Below are 12,662 nucleotides of genomic sequence, written 5' to 3' on the forward strand. Positions count from 1 at the left end.
GAAAGGGACACTCCCGGTGACCGAGAAGGCCGATCTCCAGTCCGTTCTCGACCGTGCCGCAGAGGGTGGGCGGATCACGCCAGAGGAAGCGCTCGACCTCTACCGCGACGCCCCGCTGCACGCGCTCGGCTCCGCCGCCGACGCCGTACGCAGGCGACGGTACGCGGGCACGGAGCACATCGCGACGTACATCATCGAGCGGAACATCAACTACACGAACGTGTGCGTGACGGCGTGCAAGTTCTGCGCGTTCTACGCCCCGCCGAAGGCCAAGGACAAGGGCTGGACGCGCGACCTCGACGACATCCTGCGCCGCTGCGCGGAGACCGTCGAGCTGGGCGGCACCCAGATCATGTTCCAGGGCGGTCACCACCCGGACTACGGGGTGGAGTACTACGAGACGCACTTCGCCGCCATCAAGAAGGCCTTCCCGCAGCTGGTCATCCACTCCCTCGGCGCGTCCGAGGTCGAGCACATGGCCCGGATCTCGAAGGTGAGCGTCGAGGAGGCCATCCAGCGCATCCACGCCGCCGGCCTCGACTCCTTCGCCGGCGCCGGCGCGGAGCTGCTCCCCGCGCGCCCCCGCAAGGCCATCGCGCCCCTGAAGGAGTCCGGCGAGCGCTGGCTGGAGATCATGGAGACCGCGCACAACCTGGGTGTCGAGTCCACGTCCACGATGCTCATGGGCACCGGCGAGACCAACGCCGAGCGCATCGAGCACCTGCGGATGATCCGTGACGTACAGGACCGGACGGGCGGCTTCCGGGCCTTCATCCCGTACACCTACCAGCCGGAGAACAACCACCTGAAGGGCCGTACGCAGGCCACGCTCTTCGAGTACCTGCGCATGATCGCCATCGCCCGGCTCTTCATGGACAACATCGCCCACATCCAGGGCTCCTGGCTCACCACCGGCAAGGAGGTCGGCCAGCTCTCCCTGCACTACGGCGCGGACGACCTCGGCTCGATCATGCTGGAGGAGAACGTCGTCTCCTCCGCCGGCGCCAAGCACCGCTCCAACCGCATGGAGATCATCGACCTGATCCGCAAGGCGGGCCGCGTCCCCGCCCAGCGGGCCACGACCTACGAGCACATCGTCGTCCACGACGACCCGGCGAACGACCCCGTCGACGAGCGCGTCATGTCCCACATCTCGTCCACGGCCATCGAAGGCGGCACGGCCCACCCCGAGTTGAAGCTGCTGAACGCCAACTAGGGCTCACATGCTGACGATTCACGCCGCCGACGAGGTGCGGCGCACGTGGGACGACCCGGAGCCCATCAAGGACGGCGCCGTCGCGGTGGAGGGCGTCCGAGTGCATGCCGTGGGGTCGCTGGAGGAGGTCCGGGCGCGGTTCCCGGGCGCCCGCGTGCGGCGGTGGCCCGGTGTCCTGGGTCCCGCCCACCTCCACGAGGGCCCGCTCCCGGACGCGCCCTCCCCACGTGAACGCGTTCACGCGGTGCTGAAGTCGGGGGCGGCGGCGGTGCTGGAAGAGCACGTCGACACCCCGGAACTCCGGTCGGCCGCCGAGCGCAATCACGTGGTGGTACTGCCGCGACCGCGCCCCACGGCGATCGCCGAGCACGGCCGAGCGGACCTGGCGGTCTTCGACGGGGCCGGCGTATGCATGGCCACGGTGTGCGCCGGGCGCCTGGTCCACCGTCGGCGATAAAGGCGACAGGCGATAGAGGCGACATGCGATAAAGGCGACAGGCCATAGAGGCGACATGCGATCAAGGGGCGTGTCGGCTCACCCCGAGAACGCCTCCCCGAACGCCCCGTCCTCCTGATCCACCCCGCTGCAGTCGGTCAACTCGTCCTTCGCCCCGTCCCCGCACTCCTGATCCCGGAACGTCGCCCACATCGACACCCAGGCCACCCCCTTCTCCTCCGCGAACTCCCGTACCTGCGCCGCGTCCTCCAGGGTGAACGTCTCGTTGTCGACGTCGTTGACGCCCAGCATCGAGGTCAACGCCAGCGCCCCCCACGCCGTCGACTCACTCGTGCCGAAGGTGTCCATCAACTGCTCGTGCGTCGCCTCGGCCGCTTCCTCCGCGTAGTCGCCCATGTCACCGCCGTACGAACTGGCGTAGTTCATGGTCATGATGTTGACCGTGGTGACCTGGACGGCGTGGTCGTTGGCCGAGTCGAGGAGGGCCACGCCGTCGTCGTCGAGGCCGGACGGCATGACGGGGAGGGTGAAGGAGACGGAGAGGTCGGGTCGGTCCTTCTGAAGGAGCGCGATGGCCTCGGAACGCAGGTCGACGGAGTCGGAGTCCCGCAGCGCGTCGCCCTCGACGTCGAAGTCGGCCTCGGTCGAGCCGGCCGCGTCGAGCGCCGCGCCGTACGCCTCGGCGAGCTCGGACGCGCTGTCGCAGGCCTGAGCCAGCTCCGTGCCCGAGGCACCACCGAACGAGACCCGCACCGACGCCCCCGAGTCGGTGAGCGCCGAGATACGTGACTTCACCGCAGTGTCGTCGATCGCGTCCGTCCCGTTCCACGCGGGCGTGCACGCCTTGCCGTCGGCGATCACGAACGCCAGGTTGTACGCGGCGGCCGACCCGGCGTCGTCGAGGCCGGAGGCGTCGGTGGCGTTCACGTACGGCGCGTAGGTCGTGGACGTCCTGGACTCCGCCGACGACTCCTCCGCCGACGACTCCTCCGTCGCCGACTCCTCGGCGGCCGACGGCGCGCCGGCCGAGCCCGCCGGAGCGCTGGGCGCGGAGGCGGAATCATCCGTCTTCGTGGTGCAGCCCGCGCAGGTCAGGGCCACCAGACATATCAGTCCGACGGCCGGTTTCAGGGAATTCCTCACGGTACTCACGAGGGAAATCAATCACACCTGGCTGTGCTTCATGTGTGCTTCGTGAGGGATTGCAGTTCCGAAGGCCGGTCACGGAACGGTGAACGGCAAAAGGTTCGGCAGCCGGACAAACGCACCTATCTGGGTGGGGTGTATGCCCGCAAAAGCAAACCCCGACGGCTTCGCAGTCGTTCATGGATTCTCTAAGGAAACGGACAGGTTAAGGAGTTTCTCATGGGAGTCTCACAAGAGAAGCTGGGAATTGGCCAAATAAAGGCCGCCTAATATCCGGGGACATGCAATCCGAGTCCGCCAACGAAAACTCCACCCCCGAGGCCGTGTACGAGATCACCTCGGCACCGGCCCGCGGCAGCCGCCGCAGGCAGGGCAGGCAGGGCAGGCAGGGCACGGGGCCGGCAGAAGAGGGCCCCGTGTTCGTCGACAACTCCGGGCGCCGCGCCAGACTGCTGCGCCGCTGCGGCACGCTGCTGGGGGTGGTATGCCTCGGTTACGCCGTCGTGCTCGGCATGGCGTTCATGGGCTGGGGCATCTCCGCGTCCCCGTCCGACCTGTTCCCGTTCGGCGGAGGCGGCGGCCGGTCCGGCGTGCCGGGCGGCGGCGGCAACGGCCCGCAGCCCCAGGGCGGCATCGCCCCCGAGGGCATCCCCTCGGGCGCCCCCGGCGGCACCGCACCCTCCGGCGCCCCCACCGCCGTACCGTCCCCGTCCGCGTCCGCCCACTGACGGGAGCGCACCACCTCATGAGCACGACGACACCCGCGCGCCGTGGCCGCCGACGCGCCCCCTCCAAGCTCCAACGCGCCACCGGCAAGGCCGCCGCCCTGCAGAAACCCCGGGTCATCCTCGCCCTGCTGCTCCTGCTCGGGCTGACCAGTGTGATGCTGCTCGACGGCTATCTGCGCGCCGAGGTCGGCGGCGACCAGCGCGTCCGCACCGGGGCCGGCTCCAGCGACGTACCCGAGGACATCCTCGACGGCGGGCCGATCCTGACCTTCCGCGGCGGTGAGGCCCAGACGCAGTCCGTGCCGGACCAGACCATCGCGCTCACCTTCGACGACGGCCCGAACCCGACCTGGACCCCGGAGATCCTCGACGTCCTGAAGAAGTACGACATCCCCGCGACCTTCTTCGTGGTCGGCTCGATGGTGTCGCGCTACCCGGACATCGTCGAGGGCATGGTCGAGGACGGTCACGAGATCGGCATCCACACCTTCACCCACGTCGACCTGTCGTACCAGAGCGACGCCCGCGTCACCCGCGAGATGACCCAGACACAGCTGGCCCTCGCGGGCGCGGCCGGCATCACGACCACGCTCTTCCGCGCCCCGTACTCCTCCGAGACGGACGCCATCGACAACTACAGCTGGCCCGTCTACCAGAAGCTCGGCGAGGAGGGCTACACCAGCGTCTTCGTCGACACCGACAGCGACGACTGGAAGAAGCCCGGCGTCAAGAAGATCATCAAGTGGGCCACGCCGGACGACGGCAAGGGCGCCTCGGTCCTCATGCACGACGCGGGCGGCGACCGCTCCCAGACGGTCGACGCGCTCGGCACCTACATCGAGAAGATGAAGGCCAAGGGCTACACCTTCACCACCGTCAGCGGCGCCCTCCAGAAGGACGACGCCGAGAACGGCCGGAGCGACCAGGGCAACCAGGGCAACCAGCGGAACGGTCAGCAGGCGGGTGCCCCCGTCGCCGCCGCCGGGGCCGACGCGCAGGGCGGGACACAGGGCGGGACACAGGGCGGCGCCGCCGCGGGCGGGCAGGGCACCCCGGGCACGTCGAACGCGCAGGCCGCCCACCGCACCGCCACCGGCGCCACCCTCTACGAGGGCAAGGCGCTCGTCGCTGCCGTCTACGTCGCCGAGTACGCCGTACCGACCCTCTCGGTCGGCCTGATGGTCGTCGGCGTCGCGGTCATGGGCCGCTTCGGGATGATGCTGATCCTCGCCCGGCGCCACTTCCGCGAGCGAAACAAACGCCGCTTCAGCTGGGGGCCGCCGATCACCGGCCCGGTGACGGTCATCGTGCCCGCGTACAACGAGAAGGAGTGCATAGCCAACACGCTGCACTCCCTGGCCCGGAGCACGCACCCCATCGAGATCATCGTCGTCGACGACGGCTCCACGGACGGCACCAAGGAGATCGCCGAGGCCCTCGGTTATCCCAACGTCCGGGTCATCCGCCAGGAGAACGCGGGCAAGCCCGCCGCCCTCAACAACGGTGTACGGAACGCCAGTCACGACATCGTCGTGATGATGGACGGCGACACGGTCTTCGAGCCCGACACCGTCGCCAAGCTGGTGCAGCCCTTCGCCGACCCCGGCGTCGGCGCGATCGCCGGCAACGCCAAGGTCGGCAACCGCACCACCATGATCGGCGCCTGGCAGCACATCGAGTACGTGATGGGCTTCAACCTCGACCGCCGCATGTACGACCTGCTGCGCTGCATGCCCACCATCCCGGGCGCGATCGGCGCGTTCCGCCGTGACGCCGTGCTGGAGGTGGGCGGCATGAGCGAGGACACCCTCGCCGAGGACACCGACATCACCATCGCCATGCACCGCGCGGGCTGGCGCGTCGTCTACCAGGAGCACGCCCGCGCCTGGACCGAGGCCCCGGCCTCGCTGAAGCAGCTCTGGTCGCAGCGCTACCGCTGGTCGTACGGCACCATGCAGGCCCTCTGGAAGCACCGCAAGTCCCTGACGGACACGGGCCCGTCGGGCCGCTTCGGCCGCGTCGGCATGCCCCTGGTCGTCATCTTCCAGGTCGTCACACCGGTCTTCGCGCCCCTCATCGACGTCTTCACCGTCTACGCCATGATCTTCGTCGACTTCCAGGCCTCCCTGCTGGCCTGGCTGGCGGTCCTGGGCGTCCAACTGGTCTGCGCGGCCTACGCCTTCAAGCTCGACAAGGAGAAGTACCGCTATCTGCTGATGCTCCCGCTCCAGCAACTCGCCTACCGGCAGATGATGTACCTCGTCCTCATCCATTCCTGCGTCACGGCTCTGACGGGCGGCCGCCTGCGCTGGCAGAAACTCAAGCGCACGGGCGAGGTCGGCACACCGGCCGGGGCGAGCTGATGGGGTCGCACCGGAAGGGGACCGCGGCCGCGGCCGAGGCTCCTGCTGCTCCTGCTGCCCCTGCTGTGCCGGGGCCCGACGCGACCGAGGTCCCCGTGCAGGTCCCGATACAGGTCCCCGTGCGCGACAGGTACTTCGACACCCTCCGCGCCCTCGCCCTCATCCGCGTGGTCACGTACCACACCTTCGGCTGGCCCTGGGCCGGCATGGCCTTCCCCTCCATGGGCGTCATGTTCGCCCTCGCCGGCACCCTCATGGCGAAGTCCCTGGACCGCCCCGCACCCAAGGTCATCAGGAGCCGCTTCCGGCGGCTCCTGCCCCCCTTCTGGTTCTGGGGCCTCTTCGTGGTCGTCGCCATGCTGGTCCACGGCTGGATGCCCGGTTGGCAGATCGTCTTCTGGGTCGTCCCGCTGGGCGACCCCCCGGGCAACGCCTGGGGCGAACAGGCCTGGGAGATCCTCTGGTACCTGCGCACCTACCTCTGGTTCGTCCTGCTCTCCCCGCCCCTGCTGAAGCTGTTCCGGCTGGCCCCGGTCCCGGTCCTCCTGCTGTCGCTGTCGCCGGTCCTGGTCTTCCACTTCCTCTGGGAACCCCCGGACGACCGCCTCGGCGGCGCCCTGACCGACCTGGCGACCTTCCTGTTCTGCTGGATGCTGGGCTTCGCCCACCGTGAGGGCGTCCTGGCGAGGCTGAAGCCGTTCGCGGTCACCGCCCTCTCCCTCGCGGCCCTCGGCTTCGGCGCCTTGTACGCCTTCACCCACCAGGAGGAGACCGGCTCGTACGACCTCGACGACATCCCCCTCGCCCAGGCGTTCTTCTCCGCCGGGTTCGTGACGCTCCTGCTCTACGCGAAGGCGTACTTCAAGGTCGACTTCGCCGGACTGACCCGTTTCCGGCACCTGGACCGGACCGTCACGATCTTCAACTCCCGCGCGGTGACGATCTATCTCTGGCACGAGATCGCCCTGATCCTCGCCGTCCCGCTGATCGACCGGTTCTGGAACGTCCCGGCGTTCGAGACGTACCTGCCGCTGGAGAGCCAGTGGTTCATGTTCGGCATCGGCTGGCTCCTGATCGGCGTGTTCGTCCTGCTCGGCGGTTGGGTGGAGGACGTGGCGGCGAAGAAGAAGCCGAAGCTGTTGCCGTGGCCCTCTGTGGGCCGGGCGCCGCGTGGGCGCCCGGCCCGTACTGCCACAATGGGCCCGTGACCCGCGCATCCCTGGACAAGCAGCCGCACGAAGTCGCCTCGATGTTCGACCGAGTGGCGAAACGGTACGACCTGACCAACGACGTGCTGTCCCTCGGGCAGGACCGGCGCTGGCGCAAGGAGGTCGCGCGGGCGGTGGACGCCCGCCCCGCGCAGAAGATCCTGGACCTCGCGGCCGGCACGGGCACCTCGTCGCTGCCCTTCGCGCGGACCGGCGCCTACGTCGTGCCGTGCGACTTCTCCCTCGGCATGCTCCGGGTCGGCAAGGAGCGCACCTCCTGGCTGCCGTTCACCGCGGGCGACGCCACGAAGCTGCCGTTCAAGGACGACACCTTCGACGCGGTGACCATCTCCTTCGGGCTACGCAACGTGCAGGACACCGACACCGCGCTGCGCGAGCTGTACCGGGTGACCAAGCCCGGCGGCCGCGTCGTGATCTGCGAGTTCTCCCACCCGACGTGGACACCGTTCCGGACCGTCTACACCGAGTACCTGATGCGCGCGCTGCCGCCCGTCGCCCGCGCGGTGTCGTCCAACCCGGACGCGTACGTCTACCTCGCCGAGTCCATCCGTGCCTGGCCCGACCAGGCGGGCCTCGCCGAGCGCCTCCGGAAGGCCGGCTGGGACAAGGTCGCGTGGCGGAACCTCACGGGTGGGGTCGCCGCGCTGCACCGGGGGTTCAAGGGCCAGTCGTAGGGCTCAAGACCGCCCGTAAGGCTCTGAGTTCACCCGTACGAGGGGTGCCCGTCAGGGAATCCTGTTGACGGGAACCGGTCAACAGAAACTACCGTCCGTTGATACGTCGGCACGCGCCGGTGATGTCGCACGACCACCGGTGCGCCAGGCGACCACGTCGCATCACGGCACGAGTTCTCTGAATGACGGAGCGTTCCATGACGTCCTACTGCCCGCACTGCGGAACACCCGGTCCCGACGACGCACGCTTCTGCATGACGTGCGGGCGGGAACGGATGCCGGTTCCTGCGGCGGAGACCGGCACCGGGGCCGGGGCTCCGCCGGCCCCACCCGCGACGCCACCACCGGCTCCACCCCCGACGCCCCCGCCCTCACCGGCTCCGGGAACGGCGGCCATCCCGACACCGCCGCCGGGAGTCCCGGGAACGGATCCGTCGGGGGCCCCGGGAATGGCCCCCTCGGCGTCCCTCCCGGCGTTTCTCCCGGCGTTTCTCCCGGCAGCCCCACCGGGCGCGCCACCCCTCGGTCCACCGCCACCGCCACCCGGGTACGCCCCCGTCCCCGCCCGTCCCTCACCGGTCGGCGCCTTCCTCGGACGGGCCTTCCGGGGCGACTGGGGCGGCTCCGCACTGGCCGCGCTCTGGCCGGTCGGGCTCCTCTTCGCCGCCGCCGTCGCGCTGGCCATCCCGTCGTACGGCCAGGACGAGGAGGACCTCGTCGGCTTCGGCGACCGTCTGGGCCTCACCCTCGCCGCCCTCCTGCAGGGCCTCGGCGGCGGCTTCGAGGCCTCCGGGATCAGCGACGGCTACACAGGCGACTTCCGGTCCGCCGAGGGAGCCGTCACCCTGACCCTGGTCCCGCTCACGGTGACCGCCCTGTTCATCGGGGCGCTCGTCCTCGGCGTACGGCAACTCCGTACGCGCCTGGTGACACGCGGCGCGTACGGCGGCGGTGTGCACGGTGGCGCGTACGCCGGTGGATACGGCGGCGCGTACGCCGGTCTCGGAGGTCCCGGGGTGGTGCCCGGGGGCAGCCGTACCGCCGGGCTCGAAGCGGCCGTGCGGGTCACGCTGCTGGTGACCGCCGCCGTGCTGCTGCTGGGGCTGTTCGCGCAGCCCGAGATCGCCCTCGCCGAGGTCTCGACGTCACCCTGGCGTGCGGCACTGGGCGCGCTGCTGCTCACCGCCGCCGTCTCGGCCGGCCTGCTGCAACGCGACGACCTGGCGGCGTGGCTGGCCGTTCGCCCAGGGCCCCAGGCGCTGTTCCGGGCGACCGGAACCGCCGTACGCGCCATGGCGATCGTCCTCGCCCTCTGCTCGCTCGTCACCTTCGTCGTCCTCGCGGCGAGCGACGAGTGGCAGGGCGAATGGGAGGAGGACCTCAACCCGCTCCTCCTCGTGCTCCTCGTTCTGCCCAACCTCGCCGTCCACGTCCTCGGCCTCTCCTGGGGCGCGTCCATCGAGGGCGAGGCGGGCCGTACGCGGTACGGGGACGACACCTCGTACGACTCGTCCGGCGACTACGGACTCGTCGAGCCCCGCCCGTACGGCGGTTACGAGCGCGAGGCGTTCGGGCTCTCCGAACTGGGCGACGCCGTCAACTCCTGGGCGGTCGTGGGCGCGTTGGCGCTCGGCGCGGTCTGCGCCCTGATCCTCGGTGTCCTCGCGGCCCGCCGTTCCGCGGGCCGTGGCGAGCAACTCCTCGCCGCGGGTGTCTTCTTCGGTCTCTTCCTCCTCCTCGCCGGCATCAGCGGCTTCGGCATGGAGGCCTCGGGCTCCGCCACGGCCGACTTCAGCAACGAGTTCTCGGCCGCGGGCCAGGTGGACGTCGGCCTCGACATCCCCGAGGTGCTCCTCTTCGGACTCCTCTGGATCTTCGCCGCGGCCTTCCTCGCGCCCTACCTGGTCCAGATGGCGGGAGCGCGCACGGCGGTGATCGCACCCCCGATCCCGGCCATGCCCAGCGACGGCCCGGCGCACTACGGGATCCCGCGGCAGCCTCCGGCTCCGGCTCCGGCTCCGGCCCCGACCCCGTACGAGCCTCCGCTCGTCGAGCTCGGCCACCACCACCTGCCACCCGCCGAACCCGCCAGGCCACGCAGCCGGACCCTCATCTGGGCCGTCACGATCGCGGCGGCCTTCGTGATCGGCGGGGGAGGTGCGGCGGCGATCCTGCTCTGGCAGAAATAGGGGGCACGTCCCACCACGCTCCTACCGAAGAACCGCGAACGGATCCCCCGGCTCGTCCAACGCCCTGCGCAACCCGGGCGGGGGCCCCGCGCGTCGCGGCTCCCGGACACCCCCGCCCTCGTCCCCCAACTCGAACCACACGGTCACGGCGGCCCCACGCGGCACCTCCACCCCCGGTGGCGGGTACTGCCGTACGACGTAGTCCACGACGGTGCGTTGGAAGTCGGGCCGGTCGGGTGCGGCGAGGGTCACCCCGCCCGCCTCGGCCGTCTCGCGCGCGTCCACGGCCATCAGCCCGACGAACCGTGGCACACGCACTTCGAATGACTTGGGTGTTGTGCGCACAGATGTTCACCCCCAGCGGTACCGGCAGGGTAACCGCCGAGCGGCCCCGGTCGGAAGCACTGAGTTGCAATCTGCGGCAAATTGCTACTCTGAGTGACGAGTTGCCGATATGACGAACGAGCCGCATCGCGAACAAGCCGCATCGCGAACGAGGCGCGTCACGAATGAGGCGCGTCACGAATGAGGCGCATCGCGAACGAGCCGTGTCACGAACGAGCCGCATCGCGAACGAGCCGCATCGCGAACGAGGCGCATCGCGAACGAGCCGCGTCACGAACGAGCCGCGTCACGAACGAGCGGCGGCCTCGCCGACCGGCGTCACAGCGCCAGCCGGTAGCAGTGCCCCACCTGCTGCGACGGCGTCATGTACTCCTCCGCCAGCTCCATGCCCAGGCGGCGGGTGACGGCGATGGACCGTTCGTTGCGGGCGTTGACCATCGCGACGACGTTGCCGACACCGGCCGCCCGCACCCGTTCCAGGGTCTGCGTCGCGGCGGCGGTCACATATCCCTTGCCCCAGTGGTCACGGGCGAGCCGCCAGCCGATCTCGATCTCGCCGGTCGGGCCCCACTCCCGGGGCCACGGCTGGGCGCCGGTGAAGCCGATCGCCCGGCCCTCCTCGTCGAGCATGGTCCACAGGCAGAACCCGTACTCGGCGTCGTGGCGGCGCTGGCGCGCGGTGAGCTCCTCGTAGACGGACAGCTCGGCGGACCGGCCGCCGTGGAACTCCATGACGTCGGGGTCGTCGAAGATCCGGTGCCAGGCGAAGGCGTCCTCGTCGGTGGGGACACGCAGCCGTACGTCGGGCAGAGCTCTGTTCACAGGGGCAGCCCTTCAGCCGATGATCGGTTCCGCTGAATAGACTGCCCATGTCCGACGCCAGTCGGCACATGTTTTCTGGTCTTCCGGATTTCTCGTCTTCCGGCCGACCGGCGCTGCGATCCTTCTACTTCTTGGGGAGAACCCGTCGTGACCGAGCCCCAGCCCCTTACCGAACACACCGCCGATGTGATCGTCGTCGGGGCCGGGCCAGCCGGTTCCACCACCGCGTACTACCTGGCGAAGGCCGGGCTCGACGTGCTGCTCCTGGAGAAGACCAGCTTCCCCAGGGAGAAGGTCTGCGGCGACGGCCTCACACCACGCGCCACCAAGCAGCTCGTGTCGATGGGCATCGACATCTCCGAGGAGGCCGGCTGGCTCCGCAACAAGGGGCTGCGGATCATCGGCGGCGGCGTCCGCCTCCAGCTCGACTGGCCGGATCTCGCCTCCTACCCGGACTACGGACTCGTCCGCAAGCGCGACGACTTCGACGAGCAGCTCGCCCGCCAGGCCCAGAAGGCGGGCGCCCGGCTGTACGAGCGCTGCAACGTGGGCGCGCCGATCGTCGACGACCGCACGGGCCGTATCACCGGGGTGCACGCCAAGCTCGGCGACGAGAAGCGGGAAGTCACCTTCCACGCCCCGCTGGTGGTGGCGGCCGACGGCAACTCCACCCGGCTCTCCCTCGCGATGGGCCTGCACCGCCGCGAGGACCGCCCGATGGGCGTCGCGGTCCGTACGTACTTCACCTCCCCGCGCCACGACGACGACTATCTGGAGTCCTGGCTGGAGCTGTGGGACAAGCGAGGCCCGGGCGAGGACCGTCTCCTGCCCGGCTACGGCTGGATCTTCGGCATGGGGGACGGCACGTCCAACGTCGGTCTGGGCGTCCTCAACACCTCCGCCGCCTTCAAGGAGCTGGACTGGCGCGACGTCCTCAAGGCCTGGTGCGCGTCCATGCCCGAGGAGTGGGGCTACACCCCCGAGAACATGACCGGGCCCATCCGCGGCGCCGCCCTCCCGATGGCCTTCAACCGGCAACCCCACTACACCAAGGGGCTGCTGCTCGTCGGCGACGCCGGCGGCATGGTGAACCCGTTCAACGGCGAGGGCATCGCCTACGCCATGGAATCCGGACAGATCGCCGCCGACGTCATCGTCCAGGCCCACGCCCGCGCCACCCCCGGCCAGCGCGAACTCGCCCTCCAGCGCTACCCGCAGGTCCTCAAGGACACCTTCGGCGGCTACTACACGATGGGCCGCGCCTTCGTGAAGCTCATCGGCAACCCGAAGATCATGAAGCTCGCCACGCAGCGGGGCCTCACCCACCCGCTGCTGATGAAGTTCACCCTGAAGATGCTGGCCAACCTCACCGACCCCACCGGCGGCGACGCGATGGACCGCATCATCAACGGCCTGAGCAAGGTGGCGCCGAAGGCGTGACCCCGCGGCCGACCGGCCCGAGGATGCCGTGCGTGAGCGGGACGTGACCTTCC

The 12,662-nt window shown here is 70.1% G+C and carries 11 protein-coding genes; 8 read left to right on the forward strand and 3 right to left on the reverse strand.

The annotated features are described in order from the left end of the window. Positions 1-16 precede the first annotated feature (16 nt). Complete coding sequence (mqnC, locus tag OG272_RS29490) at positions 17-1,216, forward strand: cyclic dehypoxanthinyl futalosine synthase (RefSeq protein ID WP_326579032.1); 1,200 nt, start codon at positions 17-19, stop codon at positions 1,214-1,216. 7 nt (positions 1,217-1,223) lie between these two features. Continuing rightward, a complete protein-coding gene (locus OG272_RS29495; protein ID WP_327728234.1) occupies positions 1,224-1,673 on the forward strand; it encodes an imidazolonepropionase-like domain-containing protein in 450 nt (149 codons plus the stop codon). Between the two features lie 78 nt (positions 1,674-1,751). On the opposite strand, the gene OG272_RS29500 is transcribed toward OG272_RS29495, so the two are convergent. Beyond that, complete coding sequence (locus OG272_RS29500; RefSeq protein WP_328223844.1) at positions 1,752-2,816, reverse strand: chitinase; 1,065 nt, start codon at positions 2,814-2,816, stop codon at positions 1,752-1,754. A gap of 284 nt (positions 2,817-3,100) precedes the next feature. Here OG272_RS29500 and OG272_RS29505 point away from each other — a divergent pair, with 284 nt between their 5' ends. The 5 genes from OG272_RS29505 to OG272_RS29525 all read left to right on the forward strand — a co-directional run bounded on the left by OG272_RS29505 (position 3,101) and on the right by OG272_RS29525 (position 10,002). Continuing rightward, on the forward strand, positions 3,101-3,547 hold the full coding sequence (locus OG272_RS29505; protein WP_328223845.1) for a hypothetical protein: 447 nt from the start codon (positions 3,101-3,103) through the stop codon (positions 3,545-3,547). Between the two features lie 17 nt (positions 3,548-3,564). Then, positions 3,565-5,910: a bifunctional polysaccharide deacetylase/glycosyltransferase family 2 protein gene (locus OG272_RS29510; RefSeq protein WP_327728231.1), complete on the forward strand. Its 2,346-nt coding sequence runs from the start codon at positions 3,565-3,567 to the stop codon at positions 5,908-5,910. Continuing rightward, positions 5,910-7,118, forward strand: a complete 1,209-nt coding sequence (locus OG272_RS29515; RefSeq protein ID WP_328223846.1) for an acyltransferase — start codon at positions 5,910-5,912, stop codon at positions 7,116-7,118. Before OG272_RS29510 ends, OG272_RS29515 begins: the two co-directional genes overlap by 1 nt. Beyond that, positions 7,115-7,813, forward strand: a complete 699-nt coding sequence (locus OG272_RS29520) for a demethylmenaquinone methyltransferase (RefSeq protein ID WP_327728229.1) — start codon at positions 7,115-7,117, stop codon at positions 7,811-7,813. Before OG272_RS29515 ends, OG272_RS29520 begins: the two co-directional genes overlap by 4 nt. A gap of 197 nt (positions 7,814-8,010) precedes the next feature. Further along, the gene (locus OG272_RS29525) at positions 8,011-10,002 is read left to right on the forward strand and encodes a zinc ribbon domain-containing protein (RefSeq protein WP_405895242.1); all 1,992 of its coding nucleotides are present in this window, start codon (positions 8,011-8,013) and stop codon (positions 10,000-10,002) included. A gap of 21 nt (positions 10,003-10,023) precedes the next feature. Here OG272_RS29525 and OG272_RS29530 read toward each other — a convergent pair whose 3' ends face one another. Together OG272_RS29530 and OG272_RS29535 are read right to left on the reverse strand one after the other, a co-directional pair. After that, on the reverse strand, positions 10,024-10,347 hold the full coding sequence (locus tag OG272_RS29530; RefSeq protein ID WP_326579016.1) for a PASTA domain-containing protein: 324 nt from the start codon (positions 10,345-10,347) through the stop codon (positions 10,024-10,026). A gap of 318 nt (positions 10,348-10,665) precedes the next feature. Next, positions 10,666-11,169, reverse strand: a complete 504-nt coding sequence (locus OG272_RS29535; RefSeq protein ID WP_326579014.1) for a GNAT family N-acetyltransferase — start codon at positions 11,167-11,169, stop codon at positions 10,666-10,668. Positions 11,170-11,316: 147 nt separating this feature from the next. Between OG272_RS29535 and OG272_RS29540 the strand changes: the two genes are divergently transcribed. After that, positions 11,317-12,609 (forward strand): geranylgeranyl reductase family protein, encoded by a 1,293-nt coding sequence (locus tag OG272_RS29540; RefSeq protein ID WP_326579012.1) that lies wholly within the window; start codon positions 11,317-11,319, stop codon positions 12,607-12,609. Positions 12,610-12,662 lie beyond the last annotated feature (53 nt).

This window comes from Streptomyces sp. NBC_00104 (assembly GCF_045160825.1).
Taxonomy (GTDB): Bacteria; Actinomycetota; Actinomycetes; order Streptomycetales; family Streptomycetaceae; genus Streptomyces.